This is a genomic window from Planctomycetota bacterium (genome assembly GCA_039182125.1).
GTDB lineage: Bacteria > Planctomycetota > Phycisphaerae > Tepidisphaerales > Tepidisphaeraceae > JBCDCH01.
Genome location: JBCDCH010000010.1, coordinates 54,508 through 74,023, shown reverse-complemented (window position 1 = coordinate 74,023; position 19,516 = coordinate 54,508). Strand labels below are relative to the sequence as shown.

The following is a 19,516-nucleotide window of genomic DNA, read 5'->3' as shown; positions in this document are numbered from 1 at the left end:
CGGCCGCCGAGATCAGCGGCGACTCCGCCAGGTACGGCGTGGGCCTCAATCTCGACCTGCCCGTCGACCAGTTGCCCGAACGCAACGTCTATCGCGCTTCGCTCATCCGCCTCGAACGGGCCAAGCGGGCCGTCGAAGAACTCACCGACGTCGTCGTCGCCGATGTGCGTAGCTCACTCCGCAATCTGAAAAACGCCCGGCTCACCGTGCGGATTCAACAGCAGTCCCTCGAAGTCGCCCGGCAACGGTTGGAGTTCGCCAACGAGTCGCTCCGCCTGGGTGTCGCGAGCGTCGACACCGAGGACATCGTCGACGCCCAGGACGCCCTGCTCAGCGCACAGGAAAGCCTCGATAGCGCCAACGCCAGCCTGCGGATTCAGCTCCTGCAATTGCTACGCGACACCGGCACGCTGCGGGTCGATCCGGAGGCGGGCTTGTTGGGGACGGCTTTGCAGTAGAGCCCGGGTTCAGCGGTAGTACGCGTCGATCAGGTCCCGTAGATGAGGCGGCAAAGGCGATGCGCTGTCGTCGCCGTCAGCGTCAGCATCGGTCGGGCTTGGCGTAGCCGGGTCGGCACCGGCGTTGCCGTCGGCAAGATTCGTCCCGTCACCGACCGCGTTGCCGCCGGTGCCGGTTTCGCCGTCCGCGGTCGCCGGCTTGTTCTCACGCTTCGGCGTGGTGACATTGAGCGTGTCGGTCTCGGCAGCGTTGTCGCCGATAGCGGGCACGTTGCCGCTCAGCTCGCCGATGGCCGATGCGCCGTCACGCGCGTCCGATTCGGACTCCTCCATCGGCTGCGTCAGCGTGGAGGCCGATGGCGGTTCGGCCCTTGGCGGTCGGGCGAAAACCTCGTCGGTGTCACCCGTACTACCTCCGTCGGCGACGGTTTGCGGATTGGCCGGCCGAACAGGACGCAGCAACACGACGGTGACGAGGAGCATCACCGCCACCAACGCCAGGCTCATCGCCCTAACGGGCCAAGCGGGCCGGGGCAACGCGGCGACACCTGCGAGTCTTCCGTTGGCTTGGGCACGCAAATGCTCCTCGGCATCGCCCTCGGCGTGCCACGCACTGGGCAACAAATCACGCCCGCCCAACGCACGATCGAGCCAGATGACGGCGACGTCGCTCGGTACACGGCCGTGACGAAACTGCCACCATGCGATCGCACCACACCACGCCAGCACGGACAACCCCAGTGTCGTGATCGGCAACCCCGCAACATCGATGCCCCCCAGTGCCATGACGACCAACGGCACCGTGCCACCCACGACGCCCACGGCGGCAGTGCGCGCAACTGACCGCACCCAGAGCCGGCGGCGCGTCCGTTGCACGGCAATATCGAGGCGATCAGGCATGGGCGTGAACTCTCTACGTCACGTCACCGAACGGATCCTGCTCCGGCTCGTCGGGACAATCCTCCAACTCCGAAACCAACTCGCGAACGCAATCCAGGTGTGGGTTGATCGCGAGTGCTTCCCGGTAACACCGAACGGCTTCGGCGATTGCGCCGCGATGGGCGTGGCAGTGACCGAGGCCGGCCCAGGCACCGAAATGCTCGGGCATGAGTTCCGTCGCACGCTCTGCGTCGGCCATCGAATCGCCGAAACGTTCCTGCAGGTAACGCACGATCGATCGCTGGTTGTACGCCTCGGCAAAGTCGCCATCGAGCATGATCGCGTGGGAAAAATGTCCGGCCGCTTCGTCCAAACTCTTCTGGTTGAGCGCGACCGCGCCCTGTGCGACGGCCTGGTTGGATTCTTCGTTGCCCCCGCGGAACCAGATGCTCCACAGCGCGTGCTCGGCCATCTGGTTGGCCATCGCATCGGGATTCTTGAGCATGTTGGTCAGCGCCGGAATGCATGCCTTGCATCCGACGAGTCCGAGCGACAGCGCGGCAACTTTGCAGACGTCGGTGTCGGAACAATCCAGCAGCGGGATGATCCGCGACGACCCGCCGAACTCGTTGAGCCGCTTGGCCAGCGCGTCGACGTCACGGGTTTCCAGGTGCGGCGCGACCGCCTCGAGAAATACATGGGGTTCGACCGCCGCGTCGGACGCCAACCGCGGATACCGGTTGGCGTCGTCGGGGCTGGAGTACGCGGCGGAGGTCACGCCCACATGATAGCGAGGTCAATGCCAACAGCCCGAGTTACGCGATCGGTCGCACTTGGAACTACTGTCCGGGCCGACGACGTCGCGCGTCTTCGCCGCGGAACGCTTCGACCTGGGCGGCGCGTGCTTCGGGCGTAAACGGCCCGGCGTAGAACGCACGCTGCTCAGCCTCCGACGCCTTGAGCGGGCGAATGCGGTAGCCGGTCTCGAGCTTGTTGCTGCCGCAACCGGGAACGGCGAGGCCGATCGTAATGATCAGGGCAACGAGTGCGACATTGCGGAACAGAACGCGAGTCATGCCGACATCATACCGTGCCCCGATGAAATGGAAGTGGCCGCTGCAACGGCGCGAGTTCGAGTTGGGCGACACAACGGTGGCACTCGACGTGGTGGCGGACCCGGACGCGGTGCTTGATGCGGCGGTCGAAGCCGAGCGGGATGGAGAGCCGGCGACGCTTCCATACTGGGCGAGCGTCTGGCCAAGCGGGATCGCGCTGGCACGATGGGCTTTGGCCAACGTTCGGCCCGGTCAATCGGTGCTCGACCTCGGCTGCGGCATGGGTTTGGTCGGCGCGGCAGCGGCGAAGGCCGGCGGGGTCGTGACGGTCGCCGACATCGAGCCGGACGCGGTCGAACTTGCCGCCCACAACACCGGCGGCCGGGGGTTGGTCATGGACTTCACCGACCCGCCGACGGACGAAACGTTCGACTGGATCCTCGGCGGCGATGTGCTGTACGAACGGGAGATCGCCGAAGCGTTGGCGAAATTCATCGAACGACATGGCGGCCGAGCAGTCCTGGCCGACCCGCATCGGCAAAGCGCCGAGGCTTTCCTCGCCGTATGTGCGTGCGACGTTCAACCGGTCAGCGACAACGTTCGGCTGATCCACATCGACATGTAAACCCGGCCCTGCAAGACAACACCCGCGCCGAAACCGGCGCGGGTGCGTTGATTCAAAGACGAGCCGGCAAAGCCGCGGGGAGCTGTCGGACGAACCCTCTGCAAACGCAGGTGGGTGCGGATCCGTTGTGTCGCGTCGGTTAGCTTCCCGTGTGGTGACTGCCCGTCGAAACGGGCCTCCGTCGGGTCACGGCGGTAGGATTCACGTCCATCGCTCTCCGACTGCCACCGGGCATGCACGCCGTCGCGCCGTCCGCGCCCTGAGGGTGTCCTAAGGGTTCACCAACATGGTCTCCCGTTGGTTAGCCGCCCTTCACAGGCGGCCGCGGCTTTGCCGGTCGTCTATTCGGTTGCCAATGCCCTCCCTGAGCCACGTCAACGTATCGGCGCATTCCGTCCGGGACAAACACCCAAATCAACTGAATCCCGGAAAACGTCCACTGACACGACCTGCTGATACGCAGCGTCGGGCCGACCGGTTCGACAGCCGTCCAAATTGTTTCGCAACCACCGCGTCAGGGACGACATTATCGACCCTGTCGGCATCACCGGCGTAAGACTTACTTTCGGGGCACGCTCCAATAAGATAAATCGCGGGCTCTGCTAAACTACGCCTAGGCCGCCCCCTGTTTTTTCCAGCGCGACCCGATCCAACACGCGGACCCGATGCCCGAGCCGAAATCCCGCCAAACCGACGCCGCACGCAAACGATCACGGGCCGAGAAACCCATGCTTGTCCCGATCGGCAAGCACGAGGGGGCCGCGCCGATCACCCTGCACCGCCACAGCGTGCTACTCGGGTCGCGCTCCACCGCGTCCATTCGGCTCAAGTCCTCCACCGTCAGTCGCGCCCATGCCCTGATCGTCGTCGAGGCATCTGGCTGCTACGTCCGTGACCTCGCAAGCCGAGCCGGCACACAAGTCAACGGCCAGGACATCCTCGGTGCCCGGCTCAAGCACCGCGACATCATCAAGATCGGGAAGTTCACCTTCAAGTTCCGCGACAAGCGCGCGGGCCTCAAGGAACTCGACGACGCCCCGGCCGGCACCCTCGAATCGGCCGACGGATCCGACTCCCCCGAACTCGAAAACCGCGTCACCCTGATCGGTAAGCGGCTCGAATCCGACATCGTCCTGAGCGACGACGATGTCTCGACCGCACACGCGGTCGTTTACGAATGCGACGGCCGACGCCGGGTCCGCGATCTCGGCAGCCGGACCGGCACCATCCGTAACGGCCAACTCGTCCGCGACAAGCACCTCGACCCCGGCGACACGCTGGTCATCGGCGACTCGGTCTTTACTTATCGCAGCGATCACGATGCACCGGCACCGCCCGCCGCGGCCGCCATGGCAGCCCCCGTGGCCGAGGCGCCGGCCGTCGAAACACCGGTCGATGAACCGATCGTCGACGACGATTTCGATCTGGAGCTCGAAGGCGAACCGCCCGTCGACGAAGCACCGATCGCCGAAGAACCCGCCGCCGCGGAACCGGTCGATCTCGAACAGGAACCTGCGGGCGACACGGCCATTGTCGAGCCGACCGAGGAGGCGGCCACCGTTGATGAGCCGGAGCCGACGACTCCGATCGACGAACCGGAACCATCGGCCGACGATTCGCTGGGCACGCTCAACCGGGGCGGCTGGCGTTCGATGGCCGGCGAGGTCGATGAAGACGATCTTCTCGACACGATCGAACCTGAGCCGGCCGGGGGGATCGACGAAACCCCTGCCGACGGGTCGGTTGTTGCTGGAGCGCCGCCGGACGAAGTCGACGAGCCGGTGCCCGACGAAGCCGCCGCCATCGACGAAAGCGTCGTCGAGGATATTCCTGTCGATGAACCTGCGTCCGAGCCGAGCGACAGCGAGCCGGCCACCGAGGCAAGCGCCACCGAAGAAGCCGTTGCGGAGCAGCCCGCCGCCGAGCCGGACAGCGAGCCACTGGTTGCCGAAGTCGACGAACCTGTTGTCGAGGAAACCGTCGCCGAAGCGCCGGCCGAAGATGAGACGGTCGATGGGCCGGTCGCCACCGAGGTCAATGAACCCGTTGTCGATGAGCTTTCCGCCGAGCAGTCGATCGCGGACGAAACGGCTGACGAGCCTCTGGCCGCCGAAATCGACGAGCCTGCCGTCGAGGAACCCGTCGCCGAAGAGCCGGCCGAAGACGCTTCTCTCGTTGCCGAGAGCGACGAAGCAGCCGTTGAGGAAGCCGTTGCTGAAGAACCGGTAACGGACGAGTCTCCGGCTGCCGAGATTGACGAACCCGCTGCCGAGGAGCACGTCGCCGACGAATCCGTCCTGGGCGAGGCCACCGCCGAAGAAGACGAGCCACGGACCGAATCGTCCGATGACACGGCAGCCATCACCGAGACGGTCCCACCGGCTCAGGAAGTCGCCGACGACGCACCGGACGTCGAGGAATTCCCGGACACCGAGTTGATCGATGAAGTCGTCGACGAACCGGCTGTCCCGATCGAGGACGTCATCGCGGAGCCCACGGCCGAGGCCCCCGATGTCGAGGAAGCTCCCGAGAGTGATACGTTCGACGAAGAACCGGCCGGCATCGACCTGTCCGGCGTCCAGTTCATCGAGTCGTTCGAGCCGGCGGAGTTCGAGGACGAACCGGTCCGAACGCTCAACCTGCAACTCGACACCCCCGCCGTCGAGCCACCGGCGGTCGAAGATCAAGACGAGGAACTAACACCGGAACCGCCGACCGATGAAGCCGAGCCGGTCATCGAAGATCTGGCCGAAGACGCCGCTGAAGACGCCGCTGAAGACGCAACATCCCTGCTCGATCTCGACGAGCCGGTCGACGACCTCACCGATGACGCGCCGATGACGCCGTTCGCGATGGGCGAAGATGAGGCCAGCACGGCCGAACCGCCTGTCGAGGAAGAGCCGCGCGACGACTTCGACGGCGAACTCGAAGCCACCGATGAGCTCGAACCGCCGCCGGGTGTGACGATCGTCTCGCGGGAAGACGATCCGTCGCGGATTGATCCGGATGCCCCGTCGGAGTTGATCGGGGAAGAAGAACTGACGTTCGACGATGTCGAGCCGCCCACGCTCAAGCCGATTGACGATCTGGCCGGCGACCTCACGTCGGGGTTAGCCGACGACCTTGGCGCGGATCTGGATTTCGACGAGCCCACCGACGCCGAACCGGCCAACGTAGAACCAGCCGACCTCAAGCCGGCCGATGATGCACCACCAATCGCCGCGCCGCGCGAGACCGAACGCCCCGCCAAGGACCGCGAGACCGTCGTCGGTTTTGACGGCCCGCCGCCGGGATTCGAGGACATCAACGCGAGTCTGTTGCGGGATGATGTCTTCGGCCGGACCGATACGCCGACCAGTGATGCGACGCCCATCGAGGAACCGGTCGCCGAGACACCGACCGACGAACGACCTCGGCCGACGCCACTGCCGGGGCAGTTGCCCAACGTCGTCGTCCCCACGAGTCCGCCCGGCCAACGGTCGACCGACACGCTGCCGAAACCGCAGCCGGTGGCCCCGTCGTCCCCGTTCGCTTCCGAGCCGATCACCGCGCCCGACGCGCCGCCGGAGCCGACACCGGCCGATGCGGTGGAGTCGTCCGACGAATTTCTCAAGCCCACGCAACCGACCGCCGGCTCGTCACGCAACCGCCTCCGACGCGCGCTGCTCGGTGTCGCGCTCGCGCTGCTGCTCGCGGTGGGTGCGCCGTTGGCCGTGTATCACTTCGTACCGATCGAGAGTCAGGTCGTCGGCAAGATCGAGTTCACGAATCTCAACAACCTCGGAGCCGAGCAAGACCCGACGCAGCGTCGGCAGATCGAACTGCTTTACGACGACCAAACGCGGAAAGTCGCTCTCGATCTGTTCCGCCGGGACAACGACATCGACCGCGATGCCGATCCCGGCTTCCTCGGTTCGCCCGCGACGTACTCCGCCGCCCTCGACGCCGATTTCGAGAACGACAATCCCGAAGTTCTGCTCGTCGAACACACCGGCCCGGGCGGCACACTCGCACAGGCGCGACTCACCGCCGTGCTCAACGCGCTCTACGAACTCAACGCCCCGCTCATCGACCAGGCCCGGGACTACAACGACGAGTACAGCCGCTATCTCAAGGAGATTGCCCGTTACGAAACGGCGTTGCGCGAAAACGAACGCAGCCGTGCCGAGACCGAGGCGGCGATCAATCAGATCCCCTCGCCTCAACGGCTGCAAACGCTCGCCGACGAGATGGACATCGCCAAGCAGCAGTTCAATCGCGACATCGGCATCGTCGAGCGGCTGGAAAAGGAACTACGCCAACTCGAACTCGATCAAAAACGCCAGAGCGGCGACTCGCCCGTCGGGGACATGCCGCCTGACGAGATGCTCTCGCAGATGACCGAGAAGCTCACCGAGCTACGCCGAAGCATGGACGTGCTGCGCGGGCGGGCGGCGGCCGGTGGGGTCGGTGTCGATGAACAACAGGCGCTCGACAGTGCGATGTCGAAGTTCGAGCAGGCCCTGGCTGCCGCAAGCAAACAACGCGAGATCGAGCCGGCACTAGCGTCGTTCATCCAAACCGCCCAGACCTTGATCCAGGAAAGCCGTCAACTCACCGAACGTCTGGTGAGCCGGCAAGAAAAGAACCTCACCCGGCTCCTCGAAACCCAGCGTGCCCTCCAGGACAACATCGCGCGCGATCGTGACGAGCGGTTCAGCGACGATCCGGTGCTCAAGGACATCACCCAGCAGCTTCAGATGGCCGAGCGGAAGCTCAACAATGCCGAAGCGGCCGGCCTTGACGACGAAGCCGACCGGATGAGACAGGACATCGAGATTCTCGAGGGACTGCTTGCGGCCCAGATCACCCGCCTCGGCGACGATCCTGCACTGATCGCCGCCGCCGAGTCACTACGCAAACAGATCACGCTCACCGAGCAGGAACTCAAGGAAGACCGCGAGTTCATCGAAACCCAGCTCGCACGGATGGAAGAAACGCTGCTCACGCAACTGCCCACACTCGAACAGTTGCCCGCGGCACAACGGGCGATCGCCGAACAACTCACACGCCAACTCGACGAAGTCGCCGAAGCGCGGCGACAGTTCGCGGGCGTCGTCGGCGAGGACGGCGCCGACGCCGTCGCTCAACTCACGAAGCTCGAAAAGGATGCCAGCGCGCTCGAACAACAGATCAAGCAACGACGCGAACAACTCGCCGAGGAATGGGCGGCCAACACCAGCGAAGCAGCCGCTGCCCGTACCAAGCAAATCGCCTCGATCAAACAGGATCTGATCGCCGCCCGCGCTGCCGCCGAGGCCAGTGGAGAACGCTCCGCCCTCGCGACCGGCGCCTTCACCGACGCGCAGGCGATGATCGCTCGCTCCGACACCAACCGTCGCCGGCTCATCGAACTCGAAAACCGCCGCCGGCAACTCGAAAGTCAACTCCAAACCGTTCAGGTCACTGAGAGCGTGAAGCGTCAGCAGATCAACACCGCGATCGTCCCGCAGGAGCCGATCATCACCCGCACCAATCCCAGCGCGGACCGTCGGCCGTTGTTCGCGCTCGGCGCGTCGTTGCTTTGTGTCGTCCTTGGGCTGGCGTTCGCCGGCAACGAGCTACGCAAATCGTGACAACGCCAAGACCGGCCAAAGGAAAAGCCCACGCGATCATGCGTGGGCTTTTCTTTTGAACCGCGTAGCGGCCTGGTTTAGCGATAGAACTCGATGATGAGGTTCATGTTCACTTCGAACGGAACGTCTTCCATCGCGGGCAAGGCCTGCACCTTCGCCTTGAGCTCGGCGGGGTTGAACTCGATCCACGGCGGGGTTTCGTGGCCGGCGAGGCTTTCCATGTTCTCACGGGCACGCGGGTGAGCCTTGGGCTTGAAGGTCAGCTCCATGCCGGGTTCGACGAGGAAGCTCTTGATGTCGACCTTCTTGCCGTTCACGAGCACGTGGCCGTGGGCGACCATCTGCTGGGCTTCCCAGATCGAGCGGGCCACGCCCATGCGGCGGACGACGTTGTCCAACCGACGCTCGAGCAGCTGGACGAAGTTGCTCGCGGCGTTGCCCTTTTGGTTACGGGCCATGTCGAGGAAGCGGCGGAACTGCTTCTCGAGCATGCCGTAGTGGTAACGCAGCTTCTGCTTCTCGATGAGGCGCACTCCGTACTCGGTCGAGCGTCGGCCGCGGTAGCCGTGCTGGCCGGGGAGCTGGAGCTCTTTGGTGGTGTGCTTGGGCAGGTCGGCGATCGGGACGCCGACGCGGCGGGAGAGACGAACTTTCGGGCCGGTGTAACGGGCCATGGGGGATCCTTTCTTCAACAGTCGCGGCGTCCCAGCCCCGGTTCACAGGGGACGACTTACGCGGGGGCACGTCGCCGGGGATGGTTGGAGGCATCCCGAGCGGGTCGGCAGGATAGGAATGACGAATGACGAATTCCCGAGTGACGAAAGAAATCCGAAGGCCGAATGGCGAGGCTTCGGATGTCGGATTTCGTCATTTTGGGCCCATGGCCGCTAAAGCGGCCATGCCGCCGACGTGTTGGTACCAGGGGTCGTCCACGCCGATCGAGCCGGCGGTGACCGGCTCGCCCGTCGCGGCGCTTTTGTACAGCGCGGTGACGAACTCGATCGTGCGGCGGATTTCGGCGAGGTTGGTTGCCGGCTCGTCGCCGGACTCGATTGCGTGGATCACGTCGGCCAGCTGGCTCCCCTGTGTCGGAGGCACGTCGTCGCCGATCTCGCGTTTCCAACGCCGCGCGATCTCCTCGTGGCCCTCGACGGGCGTGACCGACCAATCGTCGTTCTTGTAAAACGTGAAGTGCCGAAGCTCGACGGTCGCGTGGGCACAATCGAGACGCAGGTAGCTCTCCTGCCGCGGCGAGAGGGCGCTGTTCATCACCGACGCGAGCGCGCCGTTCTCGAACCTCACCGTCGCGGCACTCACGTCCTCGACCTCGATCTTGCGCGCCACCGTCGCCGCCAGCGCCCGCACCTCCGACCAAGGCCCCATCAACGCGAGCATCAGGTCGAGCGTGTGGATGCCGTGGCCGACGGTGGTGCCGCCGACCTCGGTGGCCCACTTGCCACGCCAGTCGACCGCGTAGTACGCGTCATCGCGGTACCAGAGCGTGTTGGCCACGACTGCCAGCGCCCGGCCGAAGACGCCTTCGTCCATGAACCGCTTGACCAACTTCGCCCCCGAACCGGCGCGCCACTGCTGCACGCCGACGACACGATTGCCGGTCTCTTCCTCGGCGGCGGCGAGTTGATCCACCTGCGCGAGCGACTCACACAACGGCTTCTCCACGAACGCCCACGCGCCATGCCGAAGCGCGAGCAGCGCGGTTGCCGCGTGATTGCCCGGCGGCGTGCAGACGCACACTAGCTCGGGCCGGGTTTCAGACAGCAGGTGCTCGGCGTCTTCGAAGGCAGGGACCTCGGGGCCGGCGTGTTCGTCGATGAGGGCCTGGGCCTTGCCGGGCGTGGTGTCGGCGACGCCGACCAGGCGGGCCTTGCGGCCGACGGTGCGCACGGCACCGGCGTGGTACCGCGCCACCCGCCCCGCCCCGACGATCGCCACCCGCAGCGGCTGGTCTCGAAAGTTCCTCGCTTCGATCATGCCCGCCGCACCATAGCGGATCAGTGAATGCCCGTCGCGAGGTACGTGTAGTTCGACCAATGCACCGCGAGCCCGAAGTAGACGGCAAACCCGAACCACGCCGCGATCTCGCCGCGGTGGTCGGTGCGGAACCACATGAAGATCCCCGTGCCCAGCAGCGTCGCTGTGACCTTGAACGCCACGAGCAGTTCGATCGCGTCACGGTCGAGCATGAGTGCCGCCAGCGGGTTGAGCTCGACGAAAACCGTGTAGGTTTCTGCCCAAAGCGTGAGGTGCAAGTCCGCCGCGGCAAGTACCCAAAGACAGACGGCCAAGGCCATCACGCGGATGGGCCGGTCCTGCTCGGGCAGGTGGGTGCGAGCCACGTCCAGAATGTCGCGGCCGGAAACGGCCGAAGAAACCCAAGTCATACGGACCTCCCGGCGATCGCCAGGTAAGAGTGGAGCGTCCGGATGAGCGCATCGGTCGGATGCGGGGGCGGGTTGATAACAAAGCCGAATGACGAATTCCAGAATGACGAAGGAAATCCGAAGGTCGAAATCCGAAGGGACTCAGAGCTTGCGGCGGATGGCTCCGAAGATGAGGTTCAGTTCCTTGGCTTCCTGCCAGAGTTTGGCGGCTGGCTCTCGAAGTTCCGGGATGGCGGCGACGACCATTCGAAGCCAATGACGCGACTCTTTCGACTCGCGGCGGCAGAGGCCGATCTTGAACTTGAAGTCCTTCCGACTGTCGGCGTCGTCAGCCTCGCAGTAGTTCGCCCCGACACTCGTCCCGGCACGCACAAGCTGGTCGATCAAAGACCGAGTCACCTCATCCTTCGGAATCGTCCGCGCAAACCGAATCACGTCCTCGCCAAAACGAGCAGTCCGTTCCTCCAGATCCCGCTTGGAACTTTCGTCATTCGGATTTCAGGTTTCATTCGTCATTCGGGAACTCGTCATTCGGGTTTTCACCCCCCCTGCCCCGGCACGCACACCAACTCCGCCAGTCCGCTGAATCCCAAGACCTCGTCCGTGAAGAAAGGCTCCGCGTACTTCACGCCCAGCCGGCCGCCGAAGTAGCCGTGCAGGGTGCGGACGTAGTCGCCGAGCCCGCCCTCCTTGCCGACGCCTTGGCTTTCGTAGCAGTTGCACGCCTCGATCTTCTGCTCGAACGTGTCGCTCACGTCGATGCAGAACGTCGGGTCGAACGCCTTCTTGAGATGCGTGCAGTAGTACTGGATCACGCGGGCCGGGTGGTGCGGCTCGCCGGGGATGTCGCTCTTGGTCAGCTTGGCGTCGAAGCGGGCGTCGTAGCCGAGATGATGGGCGGCACGGTGATCCGGGTGAGCGTCGGGGTAGTACGGGATGAACAGCACGTCCGGCTTGTGCTTGCGGATCTCCGCGGCAATCAGGTGCCGACTGCGGATGTCGTGCGTCACCTCGCGATTTTTCAACGTGAGGATCGTCCGCTCGACGCCCATGACCTTCGCGGCCGCGGCGGCTTCCTTCATGCGAATCTCGACGCTGCCGTTGGGCGTGGGCTCGCCGTTGGTCAGTTCGCAGATGTGAACGTAATGCCCCTGCTTGGCGAGCTTGATGAGCGTGCCGCCCATGCCGAGCTCGGCATCGTCGGGGTGGGGCGCAAGACACAAGAAACGCAACTTCCGTACCGAGTCATCCAGGTGCAACGCGTCGAGCATGAGCGAGCTTAGTCGCGGGTCGGCGCGGTTTGTCCGACGATCAGGTATTGACGCCGGGTCGGCCGAGCGTTAAACGACGCTTGTGGGTGATGGCTTTTGTGCCGGAGTCGCCCGAGATGTGCGCGTTTGATCCTCCCATTCGTCCCTGACCTGCGAGTTTGCCATGACCCCCAATGCATCCCGCCGTTCTTCCGCCACGAACACCGGCCCGGCAACCGACGGGCCCGCGGCCGATCAGGCCACCGCCGACGATTTCGCCACCACGCTGCTTGAACTCAAGGGGCTTGCCATCTCCGAGACCGCGCATGGCGGGCAGGCGAGTCTTCAACGCTTCGCCGTCGCGCTCATGGCCGGCTCGGATCATCCCGACACCGCCTTGCCTCCGGACCCGGTCGCTTTCGGCGACGACGACGATGACTACGACGACGACCTCGACGACGAGGATGACGACTTCGACGAAGACTTCGATGACGAAGACGACTTCGACGAAGACGATGATTTCGACGATGAGGACGACTTCGACGAGGACGAAGAAGATGACGAGTTCCTCGACGACGAGTAGGCCGCACTCGGTTGCGTGACTGGCCGTTGGGCCGTGGACGGTTGTGCGGTGAGCAATCGCGGGATAGCGTTTCGCCGTGAGCGCCGCCCGAACTTCCGCACGCATGCCCGACGCCGCCCTGGACCTTCCGTCGTGGGCAATCTGGGGCAATCGCAACGGCTGGATCATCGCGACATTCCTGCTGCTCGCTCTCGTCGCGCTGTTGGCTCTGACCTACGTTGGCGGCGGAAACACCGGGCGGACGGCCCTCTCGCTCGAGCCGGCAAACCTCGAACGACTTCAACTCCCGGCCCGCGACGAACAACTCGACCGCATGGTCCCGGCCACGACCCCCGGCGACGGCGGTGCCCTGCTCGCGGGTGCCACCGCCCAGGTTGTCGAACGTCCCGGCCTACTCGAAGACTTTCTCGGCCAGGGCGGTCGGGCCGACCCGGCGAGCGTCGAGCCGATCCTCGCGACGGTGCGAGATGCCACCGGCCGGGAATCGCTCACCCTGTTCCGCGATCCCGCCGCCGTGCTGGTGTATCCGCGAAACGACACCCGCCAAGAGCTACGGGCGATCAAGAATCTTGGCAAGGCCCTGTTGCACGCCGGCCTGCTCCGCGAGACCCGCGGCGACCTCGAAGCGGCAACAGCGGACTACGAGGCCGCGTTCCTATTGGGCCGACGCCTTTTCCAACAACGGCTCGTCGAGGAGCAACTGCATTACGGAGTGATGCTCATGCGGGAGGCTTCCGAGGGTCTGGCCAGTGTCCGTGAGTCGGCCGGCGGTGATTCGACGGTCCCGCGTGCGGTGGCCAAAGCCCTTCAGACCTGGCAAGCCGAGCGGCTCGAACCCATGCGACAAGTGTTTCTCGTCGAGGACGCGGCGGTGACGGGCGTCCATGTCGGCGACTACATCGCGCTGGCCGAGGCGTCAGAGGAACCGGTCTGGCGGATCGAATCGGTCTTGACGCTGGGTCGTCACCGCTTCAACGCGGCCCGTCGGCCCGATCAGGTCGCCGCCGAGGCGGAGGTGTTTCGCCTCGCCCAGGAAGCGAGCGATCCCCATGTTCGCGCCGCTGCACAACAAGCGCGCGATCTCGACCTGCCGGGCCACAGGATGGTGCGTTTCGGCCGATATTGACATGTTGCGGCCACCGGCACTGCGGAACATTTAGGCACCTCCCCGATTTAGGCCAAAAACCGCGTAAAAAGGCGGCGATCGTGTGGATTTTCGTTGCCCAAGGACGCCCTTCCGGTTATTTGTTATACCCCGACGGGTATCTCTGGGTACCCGAACGGGCCAAGCCCGGTGTCGCGGACGTTCCGCGGCGGGGCAACTCGGGTGTCGCACATGGGGCGCCAAGATTCCACGAAAGCCGCGCATGCGGCGAACCAGTTAACGACGGTCGGCCGGGCACCTGTGAGGAGGATGCTCCTGACCGTCACCGCGAAAGGAGAGGGGAGCGTTCGATGGCCGCAGTCAGGGCCGATTCCGACATGTCGGGCCGCCATTCCGCCCGTGAGGGCGTGGTGCGACGCGACGTGATGTGTGCCGACGACCCCTCGCGGGTCGTCGATGAAAAGCACGTCGACGGATTCGTTCAAGACCAGCGCCTCCGCTCCCCCTCCCTCGCTGACACGTCAAAACCTGACGACGCTCCGCTCCTCGTCGGCGAGTCGACGGTCTTGCGCCAGTTGGCCCGCGTGGCCGGCAATGTCGCCCCACGCCGGTCCACGGTCATGGTCCTCGGCGAGACAGGCGTGGGCAAGGAACTCTTCGCCCGCACGATCCACCACCTTTCGGACCGAGGAGTCCATGGCTCCGACGGGCCAATGGTCGCTGTCGACTGCTCGACCCTTACAGAATCTCTGTTCGAAAGTCAGATGTTCGGCCACGTCCGTGGTGCCTTCACCGGGGCTGTCCGTGACGCGGTTGGTTTCTTCCGCGCGGCCGAGGGGGGTACGCTTTTCCTCGACGAGGTCGGCGAACTCTCGCCCGCGCACCAAGCCAAGCTCCTGCGAGCCATCCAGGATCGCAGCGTCACGCCCGTCGGCTCGACCACCGCTCACCCGGTCGATGTCCGGCTCGTCTGCGCCACCCACCGCGATTTGCCGGCCATGGTCAAACGCGGCGAGTTCCGCGAAGACCTATATTTCCGGCTCAACGTGATCACGCTCGACATCCCTCCGTTGCGTGAGCGGCGCGAAGACATCATGCCGCTGGTCAATCACTTTTTGGCCAGTCAGGCGGCTTTGTACGATGAGCCGGTCAAGTGGGTCGACGCTGACGCGACGGCGGCGCTACTAGGGCACCGCTGGTCGGGCAACGTCCGCGAGGTCGCCAACGTGGCCGAATACCTCCACGTGATGGCCGGCCCGACAGTGACACGGGCGGACTTACCGACGCAGTTCGCCGACGAGACGCACGCCCGGATCGAAACCGAGTTCAACCTCGACGCGCTCGAACGCCGGGCAATTGAGCGCGCCCTCGAGCAGACGGCCGGGAACAAGACCGCCGCCGCGCGGCTGCTGGGCGTGCATGTGCAAAAGCTCACCCGTCGCATGCGGAAGCTCGGTGTCGTGATCGCTTCACGCTGACTCGGCGGCTCTTGCCGCCACGGCGCACATCTCCGGCCCCGGATCGTGCTGGGCCATCCATGGCATCGCACGACCCGAGGCCGCTCCGGAAGACACATCTGGTGAACTGCTTACCGCAGTGGTGAACCACTCAGAGCGGCCCGCCCTTTTGGGGCGTTTCACCACCCCCGGTCGCGCCGCCGATTCCGCCGGTGTCGTTCCCGGCCGGACCGAGATCGCCGGCTGCCTCGGCTTTGAGCGTCTTGGCGACCGAATGCGTACGCGGGTTCGGGCCGTCGTTCATGGCGATGCGATCGACCGGAACGCCGAGGGTGTCGAGGTACGCAGCGACCGAAGCCTTGCGGGCGTCGGTGGCATCGTCGTCGATGTCGATATCGACATAGATCGTCAGGTCGGCCGCCGGCGACGTACCGCGATCAATCCGGCCGAGCTTCTGCCGGCCGAGGCTGTTGAGTTCGTCACCGTCGAAGTGGAACGCGTAGAGCGTGCCGTCCTTGGCGGCGCCGATCTCCGCCTGCCGCTCGGCCATGAGCAGTGCGTGACGATCGTCGCGCTCGGGGAAGAACGCTTTGTCGTTGCTCTCGGGGAGTTTGCCACAGCCGGCGATCAGCACCGTCGCGGTACCGATCATCAACGGGATTTTGGTGAGCTTGGAGGTCATGACGTTTCTTTCTGGCGGGTGTGTCTTTGGATGGGATCGGTGATCGGGCGGGTCGACTTTGCCGGGGCGTGGTTATTGCGCCTGCGACATGCCGGACAGGAAGCCGAGCACGGGCGGGCCGAGCAGAACGATGAACGTGGCCGGGAAGATGAACAACACCAACGGGAAGTTAAGCTTCACCGTGGCCTTGGCAGCCTTCTCCTCGGCCTTGAAGTGGCGTTGCTGGCGGAGGCTATCGGCCTGGACGTGCAGTGCGGTCGAGACGCTCGTGCCGAACCGCTCGGCCTGAACAAGCATCGCGGCCAGACCCTGCAACGGCGGGTTCTGCGTGCGTTGCCCGAGGTTCTTGAGCGCGTCGGACCGGCCGATGCCGATACGGGTCTCCATGTTCATGATGCCGAACTCACGCGCGATCGCCGGGTGAGCGACGGACAACTCCTCGGCCACGCGCTGCATGGCCGCGTCGATCGTCAGGCCCGCCTCGACACAAACCACCAACAAGTCCAACGCATCGGGCAGGCCGAACTGCAACTCCTTCTGGTTGCCGCTGATCTTGTTCTTGAGCCAGAAGCTGGGCAGGAAGTATCCGATGAAGCCGAACACGGCGATGAACAACGCGAACTTCCCGAAGATCGAACCGAGTAGCAATCCGAGGATGGCCCCGCCCATCAGGCCGGCGACGCGGAAGCCGATGAACACATGCACCGCGCTGGGCGAGTAGATCCCGGCGGCGATCATCTTGCCTCGCAGGTTGCCGAGCGCGCCGCCGTCTTCGGGCAGGAACGGCTTGGCGACCTTCTGGAACAGCGCCTTGATGTGGGTGGCGGCCGACGGCTTTTCCTTGGTGATCGCAACGGCCTGCCCCTTGCCACCGCGGAGGCGGTCGCCGAGCTTGTTGCCCGTACCGCTAAGCACGAGCTGTCCGACACCATAAGCGATCAGGCCGACGGTCCCCGCGGCACAGATGGCGAACATGATCGGCATCGCACCGGACGCGGCCAGATGAAGAAGTGAGTGTGTCATATGAAAATCCCCGTGCGGGTTACACCTTGAGCGTGGTCATCTTGCGGATCATGAACAGCCCCATGAGCTGCATGCAGAACGCACCGCCGAGCATCATCTGGCCCAACGAGTCTTCGAGCAGCACGCCCCAGTTGTCCGGTGCCATGACGTAGCAAATCACGAACAGAACGGCGGGGAAGGCGGTGAGGATGTAGCCGGTGAAGCGGCCTTCGGCGGTCTTGGCCTTGACCGACTTCTGCAGCCGGATGCGCTGGCGGATCATCTCGGAGATGTTCTCGAGCACTTTGCACAAGTCGCCGCCCGTCTGGCGTTGGATGAGTACCGCGGTGACGAAGAACGCGAAGTCGGTCGACTCGACGTGCTTGATCATCTGCTTGAGCGCGTCCTCCATGCTCGTGCCGAGCGAGTGCCGGTCGTAGGCGCGGGCGAACTCCTCGTTGATCGGCGCGGGCAGTTCCTCGCCCATCATCTGGAAGCCGGTCGAGAGCGAATGGCCGGCCTTGAGGCTTCGGGCGAGGAAGTCGAGCGAGTCCGGAATCTGGTCTTCCATGAGCCGCTGACGCTTGTTGCGTTTGCGGGTGAGCCACATGAACGGCATGAGCCCGAACATGATCGCCGCGACCAACGCAACGAAGGCCGATCCGGTAAAGAGCAGGACGATCAGCGCCGCCCCGCCGCCGAAGCCGGCCACGAGATAGAAGAACTTGTCGAGCCCGAAGTCCGGGTACGCCTGCACAAGCAACTGGCTGACGTTCTGAACTAGACGGTACTTGGCGATCTTGGCCGTCCAGCCGGGGAAGTCGTCCTCGGCGCTGATGATCATCGAGCGCGGGTCGACGAGTCGGCCTTGCTTGTCCTCGGCTTCCTTGGGTTTCTCCGTGCGGTCCAGACGCCGTTTGAGCTGCTTGGCGTCCTTGTCGGTCATCGACAGGATCACCTGCGTTGCCCCGAACACGAGACAACCCACGGCGAGAAACGCGAAGATGGTGAGGATGATGGGGCTCATGGCGGGAACGTGTCGGAAGTAAATCGAACAGGCAATCTGGAACGTGTCACACTTCGATCCGCCGCTTCTCGAACATGTCGGCGGGCAGGCGGATGCCGCGGTGTTCGATGCGATCGCTCACGGCAGGTCGCATGCCGGTGGCTTCGAAGTGGCCGCGGGCTTTGCCGTGTTCGTCGATGCCGTCCTGGTTGAACCGGAACAGATCGTGCATGGTGATCTGCTCGCCTTCCATACCGACGACTTCGGTAACGTGCGTGACTTTTCGGGGGCCACCCGTGAGTCGGCGAGCCTGAACGATGATGTCGACTGCGCTGCCGATCTGTTGCCGCATGCCGCGGACGGGGATGTCGTAGCCGGCCATGGCGATCATCACTTCGAGACGGCTGATGGCATCGCGTGGCGTGTTGGCGTGGATCGTGGTCATCGAACCGTCGTGACCGGTGTTCATGGCCTGGAGCATGTCCAGTGCCTCACCCGCACGACATTCGCCGACGATGATCCGGTCCGGACGCATACGCAGACAGTTCTTCACCAGCTCGCGAGCGGTGACCTCGCCCTTGCCTTCGATGTTGGCCGGGCGGGTTTCGAGGCGGACGACGTGCGGTTGTTGCAGTTGCAGTTCCGCGGCGTCCTCGATCGTGATCACACGTTCGTCGGCCGGCACGTAACGGCTCAGCGAGTTCAATAGCGTCGTCTTACCAGAACCCGTACCACCGGAGATGAGAATGTTGCAGCGGGCCTGCACCGCGGCGGCGAGGAAGTCCATCACTTCCGCCGGGAACGCCCCGAATCGAATGAGGTCCTCCAACTGCAACGGCTTGGAACCGAAGCGACGAATCGACATCGCACAACCGTCGAGTGCCAGCGGCGGGATGATCGCGTTCACACGAGAGCCGTCGCTCAAACGCGCGTCGACCATCGGCGAGGTTTCGTCCACGCGCCGACCCACGCCCGCACAGATGCGGTCGATGATCTGACGCAGGTGGGTGTTGTCGCGGAAGTTGACGTCGGAGACCTCAAGCTTGCCGCCCTTCTCGACATAAATCTGGTCATGGCGGTTGATGAGGATGTCGCTGACCTTGGGATCCTTGAGGATGGTTTCGAGCGGGCCGAGACCGAACGTCTCGTCCATCACCTCTTCCATCAACGTTTCCTGTTCGCTTCCGGTGAGCAACGAATCTTCATCGCGACACAGTTCGCGGACCAGGTTGCGCACCTCGGCGCGGACGACGTCCGCGGGGAGGTTGCGCATGTTCTGCATGTCGAGCCGATCCACCAACTGTTGGTGGATGCGCACCTTCATCTGCGTGAGCTTCTGCTGGCGTTCGGGGGCGGCCGGCGGGACGACGAGTTTGGTCCGCTTGGCCTCGGCGGCG

General features: G+C 64.7%; 18 protein-coding genes. 6 read left to right on the top strand and 12 right to left on the bottom strand.

The window, feature by feature from the left end:
* Positions 1-458 (top strand): TolC family protein (locus AAGD32_04420; protein ID MEM8873485.1); only part of this gene is annotated, 458 nt, incomplete at its 5' end.
* Between the two features lie 9 nt (positions 459-467).
* On the opposite strand, the gene AAGD32_04415 is transcribed toward AAGD32_04420, so the two are convergent.
* The 3 genes from AAGD32_04415 to AAGD32_04405 form a co-directional block, all read right to left on the bottom strand.
* Entirely contained in the window at positions 468-1,358 is an 891-nt protein-coding gene (locus AAGD32_04415; GenBank protein ID MEM8873484.1) for a hypothetical protein, read from the bottom strand.
* A gap of 13 nt (positions 1,359-1,371) precedes the next feature.
* Complete coding sequence (locus AAGD32_04410; protein ID MEM8873483.1) at positions 1,372-2,115, bottom strand: tetratricopeptide repeat protein; 744 nt, start codon at positions 2,113-2,115, stop codon at positions 1,372-1,374.
* A 61-nt stretch (positions 2,116-2,176) separates the two neighbouring features.
* Positions 2,177-2,413, bottom strand: a complete 237-nt coding sequence (locus AAGD32_04405; protein MEM8873482.1) for a hypothetical protein — start codon at positions 2,411-2,413, stop codon at positions 2,177-2,179.
* Positions 2,414-2,435: 22 nt separating this feature from the next.
* Here AAGD32_04405 and AAGD32_04400 point away from each other — a divergent pair, with 22 nt between their 5' ends.
* Both AAGD32_04400 and AAGD32_04395 read left to right on the top strand, forming a co-directional pair.
* Positions 2,436-3,017, top strand: a complete 582-nt coding sequence (locus AAGD32_04400) for a methyltransferase domain-containing protein (GenBank protein MEM8873481.1) — start codon at positions 2,436-2,438, stop codon at positions 3,015-3,017.
* A 728-nt stretch (positions 3,018-3,745) separates the two neighbouring features.
* Positions 3,746-8,632 (top strand): FHA domain-containing protein, encoded by a 4,887-nt coding sequence (locus AAGD32_04395; GenBank protein ID MEM8873480.1) that lies wholly within the window; start codon positions 3,746-3,748, stop codon positions 8,630-8,632.
* 77 nt (positions 8,633-8,709) lie between these two features.
* Here the strand turns inward: AAGD32_04395 and rpsD are convergent, their stop codons facing one another.
* The 5 genes from rpsD to AAGD32_04370 form a co-directional block, all read right to left on the bottom strand.
* A complete protein-coding gene (gene rpsD / locus AAGD32_04390; protein MEM8873479.1) occupies positions 8,710-9,306 on the bottom strand; it encodes a 30S ribosomal protein S4 in 597 nt (198 codons plus the stop codon).
* Between the two features lie 193 nt (positions 9,307-9,499).
* Complete coding sequence (locus AAGD32_04385; protein ID MEM8873478.1) at positions 9,500-10,624, bottom strand: Gfo/Idh/MocA family oxidoreductase; 1,125 nt, start codon at positions 10,622-10,624, stop codon at positions 9,500-9,502.
* 20 nt (positions 10,625-10,644) lie between these two features.
* Positions 10,645-10,989: a DUF5658 family protein gene (locus AAGD32_04380; GenBank protein ID MEM8873477.1), complete on the bottom strand. Its 345-nt coding sequence runs from the start codon at positions 10,987-10,989 to the stop codon at positions 10,645-10,647.
* A gap of 186 nt (positions 10,990-11,175) precedes the next feature.
* The gene (locus tag AAGD32_04375; protein ID MEM8873476.1) at positions 11,176-11,502 is read right to left on the bottom strand and encodes a four helix bundle protein; all 327 of its coding nucleotides are present in this window, start codon (positions 11,500-11,502) and stop codon (positions 11,176-11,178) included.
* Positions 11,503-11,573: 71 nt separating this feature from the next.
* Positions 11,574-12,305, bottom strand: a complete 732-nt coding sequence (locus AAGD32_04370) for a PIG-L family deacetylase (protein ID MEM8873475.1) — start codon at positions 12,303-12,305, stop codon at positions 11,574-11,576.
* A 163-nt stretch (positions 12,306-12,468) separates the two neighbouring features.
* Between AAGD32_04370 and AAGD32_04365 the strand changes: the two genes are divergently transcribed.
* From AAGD32_04365 to AAGD32_04355, 3 genes are all read left to right on the top strand, one after another.
* On the top strand, positions 12,469-12,867 hold the full coding sequence (locus AAGD32_04365; protein MEM8873474.1) for a hypothetical protein: 399 nt from the start codon (positions 12,469-12,471) through the stop codon (positions 12,865-12,867).
* Between the two features lie 103 nt (positions 12,868-12,970).
* A complete protein-coding gene (locus AAGD32_04360; protein ID MEM8873473.1) occupies positions 12,971-13,993 on the top strand; it encodes a hypothetical protein in 1,023 nt (340 codons plus the stop codon).
* Positions 13,994-14,349: 356 nt separating this feature from the next.
* A complete protein-coding gene (locus AAGD32_04355) occupies positions 14,350-15,450 on the top strand; it encodes a sigma 54-interacting transcriptional regulator (protein MEM8873472.1) in 1,101 nt (366 codons plus the stop codon).
* 130 nt (positions 15,451-15,580) lie between these two features.
* Here the strand turns inward: AAGD32_04355 and AAGD32_04350 are convergent, their stop codons facing one another.
* The 4 genes from AAGD32_04350 to AAGD32_04335 form a co-directional block, all read right to left on the bottom strand.
* Positions 15,581-16,111, bottom strand: a complete 531-nt coding sequence (locus AAGD32_04350; GenBank protein MEM8873471.1) for a hypothetical protein — start codon at positions 16,109-16,111, stop codon at positions 15,581-15,583.
* A gap of 72 nt (positions 16,112-16,183) precedes the next feature.
* Complete coding sequence (locus tag AAGD32_04345; protein MEM8873470.1) at positions 16,184-17,134, bottom strand: type II secretion system F family protein; 951 nt, start codon at positions 17,132-17,134, stop codon at positions 16,184-16,186.
* Between the two features lie 19 nt (positions 17,135-17,153).
* Positions 17,154-18,140: a type II secretion system F family protein gene (locus tag AAGD32_04340; GenBank protein ID MEM8873469.1), complete on the bottom strand. Its 987-nt coding sequence runs from the start codon at positions 18,138-18,140 to the stop codon at positions 17,154-17,156.
* Positions 18,141-18,186: 46 nt separating this feature from the next.
* Complete coding sequence (locus AAGD32_04335) at positions 18,187-19,443, bottom strand: CpaF family protein (protein ID MEM8873468.1); 1,257 nt, start codon at positions 19,441-19,443, stop codon at positions 18,187-18,189.
* Positions 19,444-19,516: the final 73 nt, after the last annotated feature.

Excerpts from the sequence above, each read along its gene's own strand:
- AAGD32_04415 (MEM8873484.1), bottom strand. The coding sequence starts at position 1,358 with ATGCCTGATCGCCTCGATATTGCCGTGCAACGGACGCGCCGCCGGCTC.
- AAGD32_04405 (MEM8873482.1), bottom strand. The coding sequence starts at position 2,413 with ATGACTCGCGTTCTGTTCCGCAATGTCGCACTCGTTGCCCTGATCATT.
- AAGD32_04400 (MEM8873481.1), top strand. The coding sequence starts at position 2,436 with ATGAAATGGAAGTGGCCGCTGCAACGGCGCGAGTTCGAGTTGGGCGAC.
- AAGD32_04395 (MEM8873480.1), top strand. The coding sequence starts at position 3,746 with ATGCTTGTCCCGATCGGCAAGCACGAGGGGGCCGCGCCGATCACCCTG.
- rpsD (MEM8873479.1), bottom strand. The coding sequence starts at position 9,306 with ATGGCCCGTTACACCGGCCCGAAAGTTCGTCTCTCCCGCCGCGTCGGC.
- AAGD32_04385 (MEM8873478.1), bottom strand. The coding sequence starts at position 10,624 with ATGATCGAAGCGAGGAACTTTCGAGACCAGCCGCTGCGGGTGGCGATC.
- AAGD32_04370 (MEM8873475.1), bottom strand. The coding sequence starts at position 12,305 with ATGCTCGACGCGTTGCACCTGGATGACTCGGTACGGAAGTTGCGTTTC.
- AAGD32_04365 (MEM8873474.1), top strand. The coding sequence starts at position 12,469 with ATGACCCCCAATGCATCCCGCCGTTCTTCCGCCACGAACACCGGCCCG.
- AAGD32_04360 (MEM8873473.1), top strand. The coding sequence starts at position 12,971 with ATGCCCGACGCCGCCCTGGACCTTCCGTCGTGGGCAATCTGGGGCAAT.
- AAGD32_04355 (MEM8873472.1), top strand. The coding sequence starts at position 14,350 with ATGTCGGGCCGCCATTCCGCCCGTGAGGGCGTGGTGCGACGCGACGTG.
- AAGD32_04350 (MEM8873471.1), bottom strand. The coding sequence starts at position 16,111 with ATGACCTCCAAGCTCACCAAAATCCCGTTGATGATCGGTACCGCGACG.
- AAGD32_04345 (MEM8873470.1), bottom strand. The coding sequence starts at position 17,134 with ATGACACACTCACTTCTTCATCTGGCCGCGTCCGGTGCGATGCCGATC.
- AAGD32_04340 (MEM8873469.1), bottom strand. The coding sequence starts at position 18,140 with ATGAGCCCCATCATCCTCACCATCTTCGCGTTTCTCGCCGTGGGTTGT.
- AAGD32_04335 (MEM8873468.1), bottom strand. The coding sequence starts at position 19,443 with ATGAAGGTGCGCATCCACCAACAGTTGGTGGATCGGCTCGACATGCAG.